We start from the raw sequence: 17,982 nt of genomic DNA on the forward strand, positions 1-17,982 counted from the left end.
ACTAAGAGCGAGAGGGAAAATGGTCAAGCGCCTTACTAATCCATTGGTCGACCGCCCGGCGCCCCTGGGCAACCTGCTCTCCGCGGCCGCGCGCACCCTGGCCGCCGAACTCGACGCGGGCATCGCCGCGGCCGGTTTCGACGATGTCCGCGCGGCGCACGCCCCGGTCTTCCAGCTGATCGAACCGGACGGCACCCGGCTGACCGCGCTGGCGGAGCGGGCCGGCATGACCAAGCAGGCGATGGGCGAACTCGTCCGGCACCTCGAGGGGCACGGCTACGTCGAGGTCGACGTCGACCCGGCCGACCGCCGTGCCCGGCTGGTCCGCCTGACCAAACACGGCTGGGCCGTGGTCGACGCGGGCGTCGCGGTGGTCGAGCGGTTCGACCGCCATCTCGACGAGATCGTCGGCGCCGACGAGGTCGCCCGCCTGCGCGGCACGCTGCTGCGAATCATCGGCGGCGCGGGCTCCAGCTACGTCACCGAACCGCAGCACCCGAAAGTCATGCGGGTCGAGTGACCAAAACCGCGGGCGGAGGGGTAAGAACGACATCATGCGACACCCGGCCAGTCCGATCCTGAACGCGCTGACCTATCTGCCCGATCGGCGGATCGTGCAGACGCCCGCCGTCCTCGGCATGCCGTACACCGACCTGTCGATCAGCACGGCCGACGGCGAAACGCTGCACGGCTGGTGGGTGCCCGCGCCGAAGTCGATCGGGCACATCCTGTTCGCGCACGGCAACGCGGGCAATGTCGGCGATCGGATCGCCCTGTTCGCGCTGCTGGTCGAGGCCGGATTCGATGTGCTCGCCTTCGACTACCGCGGCTATGGGCAGAGCACCGGCCGCCCCACCGAGCACGGCACCTACCTCGACGCCAGGGCGGCCCGGCGGGTGCTGCTCGAACAACCCGGCGTCGATCCCAATCACGTTCTCTACCTTGGAAAGTCGCTCGGCGGCGGCGTCATGACCGAACTCGCGCTCGCGCATCCGCCGGCCGGGCTGATGCTGATGTCCACCTTCTCCGGCCTGCGCGACGCGGCCAGATCCGTCTATCCGTTCCTGCCGGGCCCGCTGGTCCCCGACGCGTACCCGAACGAGAAGCGCCTCCGCTCGCTGCGCGCCCCGGTCCTGATCATGCACGGCGACCAGGACGAACTCCTGCCGCTGCGGCACGCCGAACGCCTCTACGCCGCCGCCCGGGAACCGAAGAAACTGAAGGTCTTTCCCGGCGCCGGGCACAACGATCTGCTCATGGTGGGCGGCTCCGCCTGGTTCGAGCTGGTGCGTGACTGGGCCGGTGCAATCGTCCGGCCGTGAGCCTGCGTCTGCGTAGCCTGGTGTTATGACTGAAAACAGCGAGATCGCGGCCCGTTTGGCCGCGCTGACCGACCGCGAATTGGCCGGTGTACTGCTGGTTGCCACCGCGGACCGGCCCGGCTTCGAGGTCGTGCACGCCGCCCTGCTCGGCCTGCTGGAGACCGGTGATGCGACGACGGCAGGCGGTGTGACTCCTACCACGATGCCCACGTCGGTGCATGACGCGCCACCGCTGCACGACGTATCCGGCCAGGTCGGAGGCGGTTCTGCGGTACCCGCGGTACCGGTACCGCCGACCGGTATCCCGGCACCGACTGAGACAGGCGGATATTCGCCGTCCGGTGTCCCTACTTGGGGGTCAGTTCGCGATAAGGTCGAGCAGCGCTTCGGCACCGCGCAGGGCATGGGCGAGCTGGATCAGCAGACCCCGGCGGGCCGCAGCGTCGACGAGCAATGGGACGCGCGCGAGCAGGCGGCGCGTGAACGCCTGGATCAGATACGGAAGTCGTTGCGCGGCAACGATACCGAAACACACGGACCGTAACCTGACCGGGCGCACCGTACTACGACTGTGATGGGTGGAACACGATGACGGAGCCGCGCGAGATTGCCGAACGGCTACTCGATGCCCAGGTGGAATTCCTGCTCGCCGAGGTCACCGGTGATCGCTTCGCGGAAGTCGTTGCCCGCGATGTCGATTCGGTGCTCGGCGTCGCGGATACGCTGATCTTCCGCGATATCGTCGAGGTCGATCAGGCCAAGCAGACCGTCGCGACCATCATCGATCTGATCGGCGGCAGCCCGGTGATCGCCGACATGGTCGGGGTTTTCGCCGATTCGATCTACGACAACATCGCCGCCAACAACGACTACACCCTCGGCCAGGTGGTCGACCGCGAACCGGTCGAGGCGCTGCTGGAGAAGATCTTCGGCATGCACCAGGCGCAGGAACGCATCCTGGACCGGCTCACCGAGAGCCCGCTGGTCGCCACCGTCGCGTCGAAGTTCGTGGACAAGCTGATCTCCGACTTCATGGAGGCGAACAAGCAGATCGCCGGCAAGATCCCCGGCGTCTCCTCGCTGATCTCCATGGGCCAGTCCGCGGCCAAGACCGCGAAGAAGGCGACGGAGAGCACCTTCATCGGCGACATGGCGGGCAAGGGCGCGGTGTACGCGCTCAAGCGGACCAACAACGCGATCCGCGAAATGCTGCGGGACGCACCGGTACACGACGCCGCCATGGAATTCTGGGATCTGCACGCCGACGAGCCGGTCAGCGGCCTGCGCGATTATCTGTCGCAGAAGGACCTGAACGAGCTGGTGCTGATCTGCTACGAAATCGCGGTCACCACAAGGGAGAAGGAATACTTCGGGCTGCTCGTCGACGAATGTGTCGAGGTGTTCTTCACGAAGTACGGTGATTACACCCTGGCGGCCATGTTGCCGGAGCTGGGACTGTCCGCCGCCGACATCAGCGCCGAAATCCTGCGCTACGGACCCGCGGTCATCGAGGGCGCCAAGCGAAACGGCGTGCTGGCCACGTTGATTCGGGAGCGGCTGGAGCCGTTCTACACCTCGGAGAAGGTACTCGCCATTCTCGGCGGGGCGTAACCCCCCACCCTTCGCTAGCTGAGTGGTTGCCGACCGTGCGCAGGTCACTGCGCGCGGCGGCGGGGCGAGCGGCCGTCGCACGAGGTGCGCGAACGGCTGCGACTCGGCTACGATCCGAGGGCATTTCGGGCCGGCGCCCGGATGCCGACTGATCTCCTGATGTCCCATCCGACCAGGCTGGGTTATTAAGTTCTGCTTCAACGTTGTACGACCTTTTCTGTCCTGAACTGGACAGCGGGTGGCAACAGGTTGCAGCGCGGGTTGAAAAGTATGAACAAAGTTCCCTATTCGGGGTTCTCGAGTTGACGCCGGACCGGGCATATGGGATTTTGCTCGGAGACTTTCCGTGCGCTCGTCGTGGAGCTGTCACGGCCGGCTTTTCGGAGGAGTAGCAGGTTGGTGCGTTCACGTCTACGGCAACCAAAGCCCGGGGACACACCGGATCTCACTATTGCGGTTCCCTCCGCGTTGCCCAGCGGGAGAATTGCGGCCATCGCGCGGCCGCGCACCATCGGCGGTCAGCTGACCCGAATTCTGGCGCTCGCGCTGATTCTGGTGCTCGCGTTGCTGGGAGTGACTGTCTACCGCGAACTCTCGGACTACCGCGAGTCCAACGACACGGTGAAGGCCGTCTCGCTGGCGCTGAACGTGCAGGACCTCACCAACCAGATCCAGCGTGAGCTCGGTCTGAGCAACGGCCTGCTCGGTGGCGACAACCGCCTGCAGCAGCCGCTGCTCGATCAGCGCGGCAAGGTCGACGCCGCGCTCGGTTCGCTCACCAGCGCCGCCGCCGGGGATGCCCCTGGCGCGGACCAGGTTCGGGCGGCGCTCGGCCAGCTGAACCTGCTGGCGAACACGCGCACGCAGATCGACTCGCGCCGGGTCAGCCGCCAGGTGGTGTTCCAGTTCTACACCGACGGCGTCACCGCGCTGAACCGGCTCGCGCTCGGCCTCGACCAGGCCCGCGACCCGCAGATCCAGCGCGGGCTCCAGGCCCTGTACGCGCTCGGCGCGGCCAAGGAGGAGGTCGACAAGGAACGAGGCTTCCTCAACGGCGTCTTCACCGCGGGCCGGTTCAACGGCGGCGAGTACGTGCAGTTCATGGAGATCCGCTCGACCAAGCTCGCGGGCTTCACCGCGTTCTCCCGTTACGCGACCAAGAGCCAGCAGGCCAAGCTGGACGCGGCGATGCTGAGCGAGAACGCCACCAAGGCAGACCAATCCGAGAGCATCGCGATCGCCTCCAGCGACGGGCCGCTGGTCCGCGAGGTCGATCCGATGACCTGGTGGACGCAGATGTCCAGCGTCCTCGACGAACAGCGCACCGTGCAGCAGGCCGTCGGCGACGACGTGCAAGCCCGCGCGGACAGCCTGCGCGCCGCCGCGGCGACCAAGCTGATCGCCTTCCTCGTCGTCTCGGCCATCGCCATCGCCGCGATGATCGCGCTGGTGATCACCTCGGTGCGGGCCATCGTGCGCCCGCTGGCCGCGCTGGCCGGCGAGGCCGACGACGTGGCCTCGCGCCGACTACCCCAGGTCATCGAGGCCTGGTCGCGGGCCGACGACAGCAGGCCGGAGGCGCCGATGCCGGTGCTGGCGCCAGCGGGTGCGAGTACCGAAATCGCCGCGCTGGCAGGCGCGCTCAACCGCGTGCAGACCACCGCCTTCGAGCTCGCCTCGCAGCAGGCGCTGGTGCGCCGCAACACCACGGAGTCGATGGCCAACCTGGCCCGGCGCAACCAGAACCTGGTGCGCCGCCAGCTCGGCCTGATCAGCGAGTTCGAACGCGAGGAGCTCGATCCCAAGGGTCTGTCCAACCTGTTCGAGCTCGACCACCTCGCCACCCGCATGCGCCGCAACGCCGAAAGCCTGCTGGTGCTCGTCGGCGAGGCGAGCCCGCGCCGCTGGGCGCAGCCGATCGCGCTGAGCGACGTCATCCGCGCCGGCCTGTCCGAGGTCGACGACTACCGCCGGGTGGTACTGCGCCGGGTGGACGACGTGATGATCACCGGCGCGGTGGTCAGCGAGCTGGCGCACATGCTGGCCGAGCTGATCGAGAACGGACTCGCCTTCTCCCCACCGGATCTCGAGGTCGAGATCTACGGCCGCCGGGTGCCGCACGGGTACCTGCTGGCCGTGGTCGACCACGGTGTCGGCATGCCGATGGACCAGCTGGCCCAGTCCAACGCCAGGCTGCGCGGCGAGCAGGACTTCATCGTCGCGCCGACCCGCTACCTCGGCCACTACGTGGTCGGTCGCCTGGCCGAGCGGCTCGGCATCGACGTCGAGCTGAATGTCTCGCCGGTCAGCGGCATCGTTGCCCGGATGTCGCTGCCGCTGGAAATTCTTGTGCAGGAACAAGATCGACGGCCGGCCGCGGTGCAGGCGAAGATCTCCGGCACCGGGCTGGAACGGTCCTGGGGCGCGGACTCGGAGTCGAACAGCGCGCCCGAACTGGAGCCCGCGCCGAATGCCAACGGCGCCATGACTTCTCCGGCCGTGATCCGCGGCAACACCGCCGAGCCGATCCCGCCGAACCCGCGCGGCCCCGCCCATGCGGCGCCGGCGATCTCGTCGAACGAGCAGAACGGTGCGGACCGCCGGGCCGAGGGTCCGTGGACCGCGGCCCAGCGGGCGGTCCCGCGTGACGACCAGTACAACGGTCCGCAGCATGCCGCGCCGAGCGCTCCCGCACCCTCCGCGTACTCCCAATTTGTGTCCCCGCCAACGGTTTCCACGCCTCCGCCGCCGCCGGCGATGCCGACGCAGTCGGACAACCTGACCGACACCGGAACCTGGCGCCTGCCCGATTCGCCGGACGGTCACTACGGTGTCGCCGAAAGCCTGTACAGCGGAAACGGTTCGGCGACCGGTGGCTCCGCGCAGCGCACCACGCGCAACGGACTTGTCAAGCGCAACAAGAAGTCCCGCACCGCGGGCACCGCGCCGGGCGCCGATCCGCGCCGCGACACGAACGGATCGGCCGAACGTCCGGATCGGGCGCCGATTCCGGAGCGTTCGCCGGACGAAACCCGTAGCATGCTTTCGTCGTTCCGGGCCGGACACGAGCGCGGCGCCCCGCCGCCGCCGTCGACCACTCGTCCGTATGTCGGTGCCCGCGACCACGACACCCGCGCCGACGATCAGGCTCAGACCCCCGCAGAGGAGAACCGGTGACCACTCACTTGCCGAGCGCCGACCCGCACACGTTCAACTGGATGCTCGCGAACTTCGTCCGGGAAACCGACGGTGTCCGCGACACCGTCGCGGTCTCCTCGGACGGATTGCTCATCGCGATGTCGGACGGCCTGGACCGCACCTCAGCGGACCGCCTCTCGGCCATGGTTTCGGGGCTGGCCAGCCTCGCCAAGAGCGCGTCACGCAGTTACTCCTTCGACGGACTCAAACTGATCATGATCGAGATGAAGCGGGGCTTCCTGCTCGTCTCGGCCATGGGTGACGGCAGCTGCCTCGGCGTAATCGCCGACGGCAGTTGCGATGTCGGCCTTGTCGGCTACGAAATGGCCGTGCTGGCCGAACGCGCCGGGTCGCTCCTTGACCCGACGTTGATATCCGAGTTGCGAGAGACGTTGCGAAGATGAGAGATCCTGACCGGCCGAGGCTGCCGGACCCGCGGATGATCCCGATGAATCAGATGTTCGGGTGGTTCGATCCGGACCGCCCAGGCCAGCAACAACCACCGGCCGAAGAACTTGTCGACAGTGATGAACAGTTTGTGCGTCCCTTTGTCGTCACCGCGGGGCGCACTACGCCGTTGATGGACGGTTTGCGCATCGAAACCCTGGTGCAGGCGCCGCCCTCGGCGCTCTCCGCACCGCTGCAATTCGAGCAGCGCACCGTGGTGCAGCTGTGCCAGCAGCCACACTCCATCGCCGAAATCGGTACCGCGCTGCGCGTTCCGGTCGGTGTAGCGAAGGTCGTCGTGAGCGATCTCGTCGCCGGTGGGTACGCGACCGTGCGCGAGGCCGATCAACTGTCTACCGCTGCCATCGAGAGGATCAGGGACCTTGTACGGGCACTCTGACATGAACACTGCGCCGCCACCGCCGACGATGCCGTCCTCGGTGAAGATCGTGATCAGCGGCGGATTCGGTGTCGGCAAAACCACCTTCATCGGCGCGATCTCCGAGATCGAGCCGCTGGTCACCGAGGCGGCGATGACCGAGGTGTCGCTCGGCATCGACGATCCGGGCCGGCGGGCGGAGAAGACGCAGACCACGGTCGCGCTCGACTTCGGCCGAATCACGTTGGACCGCTCGCTGATCCTGTACCTGTTCGGCACGCCCGGCCAGGATCGCTTCGTCTTCCTGTGGGACGACCTGGTGGACGGCGCGCTCGGCGCGGTGATCATGGTGGACACCAGCCGGATCGGTGACTGCTACCCGGTGCTGGACTACTTCGAGGAGAAGCAGACGCCGTTCGTGGTGGTGGTCAACCGCTTCGACAACGGCGTGCACTTCGACCTCGGCGAGGTGCGCGAGGCCCTGGAGCTCGACGACTGGATCCCGGTCCTGGAATGCGATGCGCGCGACCGTGAATCGGTCAAGGACGTGCTCGTCGCCCTCCTGGAGCAGGTCCTGTTCCATCGACTATCGGTGCAGGGACTGCCTGCCTGACGATCTCCATCGAACGGGACACGACCACGGCAGCCGTCGAAAATCGGGGCCGGGTCCTGTCCCGTTCGGCGTCTAAGGTGGCGGGGGTGGGTGAGCAGAAGGAGCGGATGCTCCGCGGGGAGTTGTACCGGGACAACGATCCCGAGCTGGAGGCGGAACGCGAGCGCGCGCAGCGGTTGTGCGACGAGTTCAATCGCAGCGAGGCCGCGGATCGGGCGGGGCGCGAGGCGACGCTGCGGGAGTTGCTCGGGAAGTTCGGCGAGGGGTCGTGGATCAGGCCGCGGTTCCAGTGCGACTACGGATATCTGATCGAGATCGGGACGAACAGTTTCCTGAATTTCGATGCGATCCTGCTGGATTGCGCGCCGATCAGTATCGGCAACGACGTGTCGATCGGGCCGCGGTGTCAATTGCTGACCGCGTTGCACCCGATGGAAGACCATGAACTGCGCAGACAGCGCTGGGAGACGGCCGCGCCGATCCGGATCGGGAACAACGTGTGGTTCGGCGGCGGGGTGATCGTGTGCCCGGGGGTGACCGTCGGGGACGACACTGTGGTGGGCGCGGGGAGCGTGGTCACCCGGGATCTGCCGCCGAAGGTGTTCGCGGCAGGCAATCCGGCGCGGGTGATCCGTGAGCTGTAGCCATGTCGTAGCCGGTAGTTAGCCTGGGGACATGTTGCGGACCCTGGCTATCGAGAATTACCGGTCGTTGCGACAGCTGACCATGCCGTTGGGCCGGCTCAATGTGGTGACCGGGGCCAACGGCAGCGGCAAATCCAGCCTGTATCGGACGTTGCGGCTGCTGGCCGACTTCTCCCGCAACGGGGCCATCGCCGCGCTGGCGCGCGAAGGCGGGGTGGCGTCGACGCTGTGGGCGGGGCAGGGCGGCATCGGGGACGGAACGGCCAAGGGCGATGCGCTCGGCGTGCGGGTCGGGTTCGCCGGGGAAGACTTCGGTTACGCCGCCGAACTGGGCATGCCGGTGCCGGACGCCACCTCGATGTTCAATCTCGATCCGGTGATCAAGGCTGAGGCGGTCTGGGCCGGGCCGGTGCTGCGCCCGTCCACCTTGCTGGCCGAACGCGGCGGTCCGGTCGTGCGCCTACGCGACGAAGACGGCGGCTGGGCGATGGTGCCGCACACGCTGCAACCGTTCGACAGCATGCTCAGCGAACTGGCCGATCCGCAGAGCGCCCCGGACCTGCTGGTCCTGCGCGAACGCATCCGATCCTGGCGGTTCTACGACCATCTGCGCACCGACGCCGACGCACCCGCCCGATCACCACAGGTGGGCACCCGCACGACGGTCCTCGGCCACGACGGCGCCGACCTCGCCGCGGCCCTGCAAACCATCCGCGAGATCGGCGACGCCCACATCCTCGCCCAGGCGGTCGACCGCGCGTTCCCCGGCAGCGAGGTCGAGATCATCGACCGCGACGGCAGATTCGAACTCGCGCTCTACCAGCGCGGCCTGGTCCGCCCGCTCGGCGGCGCCGAACTGTCCGACGGCACGCTGCGCTACCTGCTCCTGGTGGCCGCCCTTCTGACCCCGCGCCCACCCGAACTCCTGGTCCTCAACGAGCCCGAAACCAGCCTGCACCCCGAACTGCTCGCCCCACTCGCCGACCTCATCGCCACCGTCTCCGAGCACACCCAGGTCGTCGTCGTCACCCACGCACAACCGCTGGTCACCGCCCTGACCGCGAGCGCGCCCGAGCTGCACACCCTCGAGCTGGTCAAGGAGAACGGCGCAACCACCATCGCGGGCCAAGGCAGGCTCGACCAACCGCCCTGGTACTGGCCGAAACGCTAGGCAGTCGTCGGCTACCGGCGATATTTTCTGACCCGTGACGACGGACACGCCCCTGGCCGATGAGTTCGCCTCGGCCCCGCCGTCAGTAGTGATGCCACGCCTACTTGAGGAGAACTAACAATGAGTAAAGATCTCGCACTGTCCCACGTCGCCCTGCTGGTCGGCGACCAGGACAAGGCGCTCGAGTTCTATCGCGACGTGATCGGCCTCGAGGTCCGCCAGGACATGCCGTTCTTCGGTGCGCGCTGGCTGACGGTCGGACCGGTCGGCCAGCCCGCCCTCGAATTCATCCTCGAGGTCCCCGCGATGGTCCCCGACGACGCGCTGCGCGCGGCCGCCGAGGCGCGGTTGAAGAGCGGCGCGCAGAGCACGCTGATCTTCACCACCGACGCCGTCGACGACACCTTCGCCCGCCTGCGCGACGCGGGCGCCGAGGTCACCCAGGAGCCGACCACCCAGCCCTACGGCATGCGCGACTGCGGGTTCCGCGATCCGTGGGGCAACCACCTCCGGTTCTCCGAGGTCCTCGGCTGAGTTGCCCGAAACTCGTTGACCCCCTGGACTTCCCAGGGGTCAACTGGCGCGGGTCAGCACTGCGATCGGCAGCTTGCGCGACGTGAGCGCCTGATAGGTCTCGAAATCCGGGTACTGGGCTACCAACTTGCGCCAGTACCCGGCGTACTCGGCCGGGTCGGTGATCACCTGCGCGGTCACCGGCCAGCTCTCCCGGCCGACCCGCGCCTGCCCGCCGCCCGCGGCGACCAGGTTGCCCCACCAGGCCGGCGGTTTCGGGTTGCCCGCGTAGGACCCGGTGACCAGCAGATCGTCGCCGTCGCGGACCAGCATCAGGATCACCGGGCGCGGCTCGCCCGACTTGCGGCCCGGCACGGTCAGCTGGAATACCGGGCGGCCCATGAACTTTCCGAGGACCGTGCCGTTGAATCGTTGATACACCGCGTTGTGCAGGCGGCTCTGCCAGCGACTGATCGCGGTCAACCGGGTGCTGCCGAAATGCGCGAATCGGCCGCTGAGCGTCAGCGAGCCCGGCTTGTCGGGGGTGTGCTCGGCCATGGTCGTCCTCCCGTGTGCTGCGGCGCCGTGCCATGGCCCGCGGCGACACGATGTGGGCGGCGTCGCATACCAACGGGGGCCGGACGGCAATACTGTCTGATCATGGGTGAATCGACGAGCGAGACGCAACACGACGCCATCCGGCCGCTACGCGACGACATCCGGTTTCTCGGTGGGGTGCTCGGCGACGCCATCCGCGACCACGAGGGTCCCGAGGTATTCGACCTCATCGAGCGGGTGCGCATCGAGGCCTTCCGAGTGCGCCGGGCCGAGGTCGACCGCAGCGCGGTGGCGGAGATGCTCGACGGGGTCGACATCGCCGTGGCCTTGCCGCTGATCCGCGCGTTCAGCTATTTCGTGCTGCTGGCCAACCTGGCCGAGGACATCCAGCGCGATCGCCGGCGCAAGGCACACGAGGCGGCCGGTGAGCCGCCGCAGGATTCGTCGCTGGCCGCCACCTATCGCAAGCTCGACGCGGCCGCCCTGGACGGCGCCGAGGTCGCCGACCTGCTGGCCGACGCCTTGGTGTCGCCGGTGATCACCGCGCACCCCACGGAAACTCGCCGCCGCACGGTCTTCGACAGCCAGACCCGGATCACCGAACTGATGCGACTGCGTCAGCGCTACACCGAAACCGACCGGGAGCGCGCCGAATTCGAGCAGCAGATCCGCAGGCAGGTGCTCAGCCTGTGGCGCACCGCGCTGATCCGGTTGCAGCGCTTGCGGATCCAGGACGAGATCTCGGTCGGCCTGCGCTACTACGACATCACCCTGTTCGACGTGATCCCGGCGATCAACGCCGAGGTGCGCGCCGCGCTGCGCTCGCGCTGGCCCGGCGCCGAACTGCTGCCCCGGCCGATCCTGCGCCCCGGTTCCTGGATCGGCGGCGACCGTGACGGAAACCCTTTCGTGACCGCGGATGTCGTGCGTCAGGCCGGGCACCAGGCGTCGACGGTCGCCTTCTCCCGGTATCTGCGCGAACTCGTGGAACTGGAAAAGGCGCTGGCGCTCTCGGCGCGGCTGGTTCAGGTGACACCCGAGGTGGCCGCCCTCGCCGAGGCCGGATATCCCGACCCCGCCACCCACGCCGACGAACCGTATCGCCGTGCGCTGCACACCATTCGAGGCCGGCTGACCGCGACCGCGCGCCGTGCCCTCGGTGAAGTGCCGCCGGACGGACTCGACGTCGGCGCGGAACCGTACCCGACCCCGCAGGCCGTGCTCGACGACCTCGACGCGGTGGACGCCTCCCTGCGCGGCAGCGGCGACGACCTGCTCGCCGACGACCGCCTCGCCGCGCTGCGCCACGCCATCGAGACCTTCGGCTTCCATCTCCAGGGCCTGGACATGCGGCAGAACTCGGAGGTGCACGAACAGGTCGTCGCCGAGCTGTTCGCCTGGGCCGGTGTGCATCCGGACTACGCGAGCCTGTCCGAACCCGAGCGCGTCGAGCTGCTCGCCGCGGAACTGCGCACCCGCCGGCCGCTGCTCGGCCCGCACGCCAGGCTCAGCGAGCTGGCCCGCAAGGAGGTCGACATCGTCTGCGCCGCACGCGATGTCGTCGACACCTTCGGCACCGAGGCGGTGCCCAACTACATCATCAGCATGTGCACCTCGGTCAGCGACATGCTGGAGGCGGCACTGCTGCTGAAGGAGGGCGGCCTGCTCGATCCGGGCGAGCCGGACGGCCCGCCGCGCTGCTCGGTGGGCATCGTCCCGCTGTTCGAGACCATCGAGGACCTCGGCGCGGGCGCGGCGACTCTGGCTGCCGCGCTGGAGGTTCCGGTGTACCGCGACCTGGTCGCCGCGCGCGGAATGCGCCAGGAAGTCATGCTCGGATACTCCGACTCCAACAAGGACGGCGGCTACCTCGCCGCCAACTGGGCGCTGTACCGGGCCGAACTCGACCTCGTCGAGGTGGCGCGCAAGGCCGGAATCCGGTTGCGGCTCTTCCACGGTCGCGGCGGCACCGTCGGCCGCGGCGGCGGCCGCAGCTACGACGCCATCCTCGCCCAGCCCGCCGGCGCCGTGCGCGGCTCGCTGCGCCTGACCGAGCAGGGCGAGGTGATCGCCGCCAAGTACGCCGAACCCGGTGCGGCACACCGCAACCTGGAGTCGCTGATCGCGGGCACCCTGGAGTCCACCCTGCTCGACGTGGAGGGCCTCGGCGAGGACGCGGAACCGTCTTACGAACTCATGGACGAACTGGCCGAGCGCGCCCGCGCCGCCTACGCCCGCTTGGTCCACGAAACACCGGGATTCGTCGAGTATTTCCGCCAGTCCACCCCGGTGGCCGAGGTCGGCGACCTGAACATCGGCAGCAGGCCCGCCTCGCGCAAGCCGACCAACTCGGTGTCGGACCTGCGCGCCATCCCGTGGGTGATGTCCTGGAGCCAGGCCAGGGTGATGCTGCCCGGCTGGTACGGCACCGGCACCGCGCTGGAGGAGTGGATCGGCGGCGACCCCGAACGCCTTGCGACACTGACGGATCTGTATCGGCGCTGGCCGTTCCTGCGCACCGTGCTGTCGAACCTGGCGCAGGTGATGGCCAAGAGCGACCTCGACATCGCCGCCCGCTACGCCGAACTGGTCGAGGACGCGGCGCTGCGCGAGCAGATCTTCGGCATGATCCGTGACGAGCACGCCCGGACCATCCGGATGCACGCCGCGATCACCGGCAACGATCACCTGCTCGCTGACAACCCGTCGCTGGCCGAGTCGATCCACAACCGCTTCCCGTACCTGGAGCCGCTGAACCAGATGCAGGTGGAACTGCTGAGAAGGCTTCGCGCGGGCGATGATTCGGAACTGGTCAAGCGCGGCATCCTGCTCACGATGAACGGCCTCGCCACCGCGCTGCGCAACTCGGGCTAGCGAATCACTGTGCCGCGCGGGCCCGTTCGGCCTGGGCGAGCGTGGTGTCGACGAACGCCTGGGCCGCGGCGGTCAACGGACCGCCGCGGTGCACCAGCCATTGCGGCAGCTGCTCCGGCGGGTCGAACCGGTAGACCTCGGCTCCGGCACGCATCGCCAGGTCGTGCCAGCCGTCGGGCATGAGCCCGGAGCCGATGCCGCGCAGCACCATCGGCAGCACCACGCTGCGGTCGCCGACCTCGGCCGCGATGTGCAGATCGCCGACAGTGGCGGCGAGCCGGTCGAAGCGCGCCCGGACCGCGGTGGCCGGCTGGGTGATGACAAAGCTCATGCCGCGCAAGTCTTCTGGCGTAACTGTGCCATCGGTGCCGATCTTCGTGCCCGGGGGAGTGACGAGCAGGAACTGTTCGTCGCGCAGATGATGCGCCACCAGACCGCGTCCCGCGGGGCGCTCCGCGCTACCGCAGACCCCCGCCTCGCAGCGCCCGCGCAACACCATGGCGACCACCTCGGCGGCGGACAGTGCCGACCAGGTGCCGACCGTCAGTCCGGGGTGATGCTCGCGCAGTTCGGCGATGGTGCTGATCACCGGCTCCAGCGTGGACGATGAGGTGGCCGCCACATCCACCCGCCCGACCACACCCTCGCCGACCGCCTGCGCGGCCGCCCGCAGCGCGTCCAGATCGCGCAGCACCTGCCGCGCCCGATCGGCCATGAACTCGCCCGCGTTGCTGAGCACGGCGTTGCGCCCGACCCGGTGGAACAGCGCCACCCCGAGCTCGCGCTCCAGCTTGCCGATCGCCCGCGACAGCGACGGCTGGGCTACCCGCAAAGCCCGCGCGGCGTGGGTGAACCCGCCGTGCTCGACGATGGCGACGAAGTACTCGAGCTGCCTGCGTTCCATAACCATAGGCTATCGGTTTGGTGCCATAGATGTCTTGGACGTACGTACCGCTATAAGGCGATACTCGGCAGGTGTTCACCACGCGTCCTACCTTGCAGGGCACCTTCGGGATGGTGTCGTCAACCCACTGGCTCGCCTCGGCCGCCGCGATGGCGGTGCTCGAGAACGACGGTAACGCGTTCGACGCGGCGGTCGCCGCGGGGTTCGTGTTGCACGTGGTCGAGCCGCATCTGAACGGCCCGGCCGGTGAGGTGCCGATCATTCTCGCGCCCGCGGGCCTGCCGCCGCGCGTGCTGTGCGGCCAGGGTCCCGCCCCGGCCGGCGCCACCATCGCCCGCTACAACGCGCTCGGCCTGGACCTGGTGCCCGGCACCGGTCCGCTCGCGGCCGCCGTTCCCGGCGCGTTCGACGCCTGGATGGTGCTGCTGCGCGATCACGGCACGAAGCGGCTGTCCGAGGTGCTGTCCTACGCGATCGGCAATGCCGAGCGCGGTCACCCCGCGGTCGAGCGGGTCGGCGAGACCGTCGAGACGGTCGCCGAGCTGTTCGAGAACGAATGGACCACCTCCGCCGAGCTCTACCTGAAAGACGGAAAGGCCCCCGCCGCAGGCGCATTGCTGCGCAACCCGGCGCTCGCCGCGACCTGGCGCAAGCTGATCGCCGAGGCCGAGGCGGCAAGCTCGGACCGGGAGGCGCAGATCGAGGCCGCCCGCAGGGTCTGGCGCGAGGGCTTCATCGCCGACGCGCTGGTCGCCGCGGCCGCGCGCCCGACCATGGACACCTCCGGCGAACGCCACGCCGGCTGGCTGACCGGTGACGATCTCGCGAATTTCAGTGCGTCGTACGAGAATCCGGTCACCTACACCTGGAACGGCTGGACCGTCGCCAAGCCCGGCCTGTGGAGCCAGGGCCCGGTCATGCTGCAACAGCTCGCGCTGCTGCCGGAACGACTGGAGTACGGCACGCCGGAGTACTACCACACGCTGATCGAGGGCTCGAAGCTCGCGATGGCCGACCGCGAGGCGTGGTACGGCGACAGCACCCAGGTCTCGCTCTCGACCCTGCTCTCCCCTTGGTACAACGCGCAGCGCAGCGCGCTGATCGGGCCGCAGGCTTCTTACGAACTGCGCCCGGGCAGCCCGGACGGCCAGCGGCCGCGACTGAGTGGCTACGTGCAGACCAATTCCGTTGGGGCCGTTGATGCCGCGGTGGGCGCGGGCGAGCCGACGGTGGCCACCTCCGGCGCCACCCGCGGCGATACCTGCCAGCTCGACATCGTGGATCGCTGGGGCAACATGATCGCGGCGACGCCCAGTGGTGGCTGGCTGCAATCCAATCCGGTGGTCCCCGAACTCGGCTTCCCGCTCGGCACCCGACTACAGATGTCCTGGCTGGAGCCGGGACTGCCCAACTCGCTCGCGCCGGGCCGCCGCCCGCGCACCACGCTCAGCCCGTCGCTGGCGCTGCGCGACGGTGAAGCGGTGATGGCATTCGGTACGCCGGGCGGCGATCAACAGGATCAGTGGAGCCTGCATTTCTTCCTGGCCGTGGCAATGCGCGAGAAAGTGCGCGGCGGCCTGGATCTGCAAGGCGCCATCGATGCCCCGAACTGGCATCAGGAAAGTTTCCCCGGTTCGTTCTATCCGCGGGCGATGAGCCCGGGTGCGGTGATCGTGGAGTCGCGCATCGGCACCGAGGTCATCGCGGACCTGGAACGACGCGGACACAGCGTGACCGTCGGCCCGCCGTGGTCGGAAGGCCGGTTGTGCGCGGTGGCTCGCGACCGCGAGAACGGTGTACTTTCAGCGGGAGCCAATCCCCGGGGCATGCAGGGCTACGCCGCGGGACGATAACTGAACGACTAAATGGAGAATAGCGGTCCGGTTACGCCGGACCGCTATTTGTCGTGTCATTTGGAAGTTGCGGCCGATTCGCGTGATGGCGTCGACAAGAACATTCTACGAAAAGGAATACCCGGCGAGAAAAGTGCGAAACGTTGAAGTATCTTGTAGCGCATGCTCGCTCGCTTCACACGGATGCTGGTGCTCGGCGTAACCGCCGTCGCCATCGCTTCCTGCGCACCGGTACAGCACCCCGCTGGGACCGCAACGCACACAGATGATTACGGCACACCCGTGGGATCGCAGCCGGTACGTGAGGGCGGCGATCTGGTGATGGGCCTTTCCTCCGAACCCGACAAGCTCGACCCGACCACCTCCAGCTCCCTCTACACGCGTTACGTCATGAACTCGATCTGCGAGAAGCTCTATGACAACGACGCGTCCGGAAATCTGGTGCCGCAGTTGGCCACCGCGATGCCCACCGTCTCCGAGGACGGCCTGACCGTCACCATTCCGGTGCGCACCGGAATCAAATTCGCCGACGGCGCCCCGTTCGACGCGGCCGCGGTGCAGACCAGCCTGCAGCGGCACTTCACCATGAAGACCTCGCAGCGGACCAGTGAAATGGGTCCGGTCGCTTCGATCGAGACGGCCGATCCGTCGCACGTTGTGATTCGCTACAAAAAGCCCTTCGCGCCGATCACCGCCGCGCTCGCCGACCGCGCCGGAATGATCATGTCCCCGGTCGAACTCGCGAAGGACGAAGGCAAGAACTTCGCCGATCACCCGGTGTGCGTCGGGCCGTTCAAGTTCGTCAAGCGCATCCCGCAGACCTCGATCATCGTCGAACGCGATCCGCTGTACTACGACGCGAAGAACGTGCACCTGGACAAAGTCACCTACCGGATCATGATCGACGCCAATATCCGCGCGTCGAACCTGCGCTCCGGTGACATCCAGGTCGCCGACACCATCTCCCCGCAGGATGTCGACGCCCTGGCCAAGAATCCGGACCTGCACCTGTTGCAGACGGGATCGCTGGGCTTCCAAGGCATCTACCTCAATATCGGCAATGTCGACGGCGTCGGCAAGCCGGCCAAGCCGATCGACACCCCGCTCGCGAAGAACGCCAAGATCCGCGAGGCGCTTTCGCTGAGCGTCGACCGGCAGACCCTGGTCAACACGGTTTTCAACAACTGGTACGAGCCCGCGTGCTCGGGGATCGTGCCGAAGAGCACCTATGCGACGCCGGCCGGAACCGCGTGCCCCACATATGATCCGCAGCGGTCCAAGCAACTGCTGGCCGAGGCGGGGGTGCAGCTGCCGTACCCGATCACGATGCAGGTCACCAATTCCCAGGATCAGCTCCGGTACGCACAGGCGTTGCAGGCCAACGTCGCCGAGGGCGGATTCGACCTGAAGATCGTGCCCACCGAATACTCCACCCTGTTGGACGTGCAGAAGCGCGGCACCTACGAGGCGTTGTTCCTCGGCTGGTCCGGCCGGCTCGACCCGGACGCCAATATCACCCGATTCATGACCACCGGTTCGGGCGGTAACTACGGCGGTTTCAGTTCGCCTAAACTCGACGACTTGCTCGCCAAGGCCGCGCGCACCACCGATACCGCGCAGCGGGCCGAACTCTATGGGCAGTCGACAAAGGTGATCCAAGAGGAGAACCCGTACATCTACACCTACCGAATCCGCGTGCTGACCGTGCACACCACGCGGGTGACCGGCATCGAGGCTTACGCCGACGGTGTCGTCCGCCTCGGTAAGGCCGCCTTCACGGATGAGAAGAGCTGAATAGGCGCTGCCTAGCGCAATAGCCGAACATCGACGAGGAATAGCGGTCCGGATTCGCCGGACCGCTATTTTCCGTATCGATTTCCGCTCGCCGTGATTTC

The 17,982-nt window shown here is 68.0% G+C and carries 16 protein-coding genes; 14 read left to right on the forward strand and 2 right to left on the reverse strand.

Features of this window, described 5'->3' with window-relative positions:
- Nucleotides 1–19: 19 nt before the first annotated feature.
- The 11 genes from AB0M22_RS39110 (at nt 20) to AB0M22_RS39160 (ending at nt 9,919) form a co-directional block, all read left to right on the forward strand.
- Nucleotides 20–520 (forward strand): MarR family transcriptional regulator, encoded by a 501-nt coding sequence (locus AB0M22_RS39110; protein WP_364737682.1) that lies wholly within the window; start codon nt 20–22, stop codon nt 518–520.
- Between the two features lie 34 nt (nt 521–554).
- Entirely contained in the window at nt 555–1,322 is a 768-nt protein-coding gene (locus tag AB0M22_RS39115; RefSeq protein WP_364737684.1) for an alpha/beta hydrolase, read from the forward strand.
- A 25-nt stretch (nt 1,323–1,347) separates the two neighbouring features.
- Nucleotides 1,348–1,866, forward strand: coding sequence for a hypothetical protein (locus AB0M22_RS39120; RefSeq protein WP_364737686.1), 519 nt, complete (start codon nt 1,348–1,350; stop codon nt 1,864–1,866).
- 44 nt (nt 1,867–1,910) lie between these two features.
- Nucleotides 1,911–2,933 carry a hypothetical protein gene (locus AB0M22_RS39125; protein WP_364737688.1) on the forward strand — a complete coding sequence of 341 codons (1,023 nt, stop codon included), beginning with the start codon at nt 1,911–1,913 and terminating at the stop codon, nt 2,931–2,933.
- A 399-nt stretch (nt 2,934–3,332) separates the two neighbouring features.
- Nucleotides 3,333–6,110, forward strand: a complete 2,778-nt coding sequence (locus AB0M22_RS39130) for a nitrate- and nitrite sensing domain-containing protein (protein ID WP_364737690.1) — start codon at nt 3,333–3,335, stop codon at nt 6,108–6,110.
- Nucleotides 6,111–6,151: 41 nt separating this feature from the next.
- On the forward strand, nt 6,152–6,535 hold the full coding sequence (locus AB0M22_RS39135) for a roadblock/LC7 domain-containing protein (protein ID WP_150407654.1): 384 nt from the start codon (nt 6,152–6,154) through the stop codon (nt 6,533–6,535).
- Nucleotides 6,536–6,588: 53 nt separating this feature from the next.
- Entirely contained in the window at nt 6,589–6,978 is a 390-nt protein-coding gene (locus tag AB0M22_RS39140) for a DUF742 domain-containing protein (RefSeq protein ID WP_364737692.1), read from the forward strand.
- A gap of 28 nt (nt 6,979–7,006) precedes the next feature.
- A complete protein-coding gene (locus tag AB0M22_RS39145; protein WP_150407655.1) occupies nt 7,007–7,570 on the forward strand; it encodes an ATP/GTP-binding protein in 564 nt (187 codons plus the stop codon).
- Nucleotides 7,571–7,656: 86 nt separating this feature from the next.
- Nucleotides 7,657–8,214, forward strand: coding sequence for a sugar O-acetyltransferase (locus AB0M22_RS39150; RefSeq protein WP_364737694.1), 558 nt, complete (start codon nt 7,657–7,659; stop codon nt 8,212–8,214).
- A 31-nt stretch (nt 8,215–8,245) separates the two neighbouring features.
- Complete coding sequence (locus tag AB0M22_RS39155) at nt 8,246–9,385, forward strand: AAA family ATPase (RefSeq protein ID WP_364737696.1); 1,140 nt, start codon at nt 8,246–8,248, stop codon at nt 9,383–9,385.
- A gap of 120 nt (nt 9,386–9,505) precedes the next feature.
- The gene (locus AB0M22_RS39160; protein ID WP_364737698.1) at nt 9,506–9,919 is read left to right on the forward strand and encodes a VOC family protein; all 414 of its coding nucleotides are present in this window, start codon (nt 9,506–9,508) and stop codon (nt 9,917–9,919) included.
- Between the two features lie 39 nt (nt 9,920–9,958).
- On the opposite strand, the gene AB0M22_RS39165 is transcribed toward AB0M22_RS39160, so the two are convergent.
- The gene (locus AB0M22_RS39165) at nt 9,959–10,456 is read right to left on the reverse strand and encodes a nitroreductase/quinone reductase family protein (RefSeq protein WP_364737700.1); all 498 of its coding nucleotides are present in this window, start codon (nt 10,454–10,456) and stop codon (nt 9,959–9,961) included.
- A 102-nt stretch (nt 10,457–10,558) separates the two neighbouring features.
- Here AB0M22_RS39165 and ppc point away from each other — a divergent pair, with 102 nt between their 5' ends.
- The gene (ppc, locus tag AB0M22_RS39170; RefSeq protein ID WP_364737702.1) at nt 10,559–13,330 is read left to right on the forward strand and encodes a phosphoenolpyruvate carboxylase; all 2,772 of its coding nucleotides are present in this window, start codon (nt 10,559–10,561) and stop codon (nt 13,328–13,330) included.
- 4 nt (nt 13,331–13,334) lie between these two features.
- Here the strand turns inward: ppc and AB0M22_RS39175 are convergent, their stop codons facing one another.
- Complete coding sequence (locus tag AB0M22_RS39175) at nt 13,335–14,234, reverse strand: LysR family transcriptional regulator (RefSeq protein ID WP_364737704.1); 900 nt, start codon at nt 14,232–14,234, stop codon at nt 13,335–13,337.
- 71 nt (nt 14,235–14,305) lie between these two features.
- Here AB0M22_RS39175 and AB0M22_RS39180 point away from each other — a divergent pair, with 71 nt between their 5' ends.
- Nucleotides 14,306–16,087, forward strand: coding sequence for a gamma-glutamyltransferase (locus AB0M22_RS39180; protein WP_364737706.1), 1,782 nt, complete (start codon nt 14,306–14,308; stop codon nt 16,085–16,087).
- A 282-nt stretch (nt 16,088–16,369) separates the two neighbouring features.
- Nucleotides 16,370–17,881 (forward strand): ABC transporter substrate-binding protein, encoded by a 1,512-nt coding sequence (locus AB0M22_RS39185; RefSeq protein ID WP_364737708.1) that lies wholly within the window; start codon nt 16,370–16,372, stop codon nt 17,879–17,881.
- The last annotated feature ends 101 nt before the right edge of the window (nt 17,882–17,982 follow it).

It is taken from the genome of Nocardia sp. NPDC051756 (genome assembly GCF_040681495.1).
In the GTDB taxonomy this organism is placed as follows: domain Bacteria; phylum Actinomycetota; class Actinomycetes; order Mycobacteriales; family Mycobacteriaceae; genus Nocardia.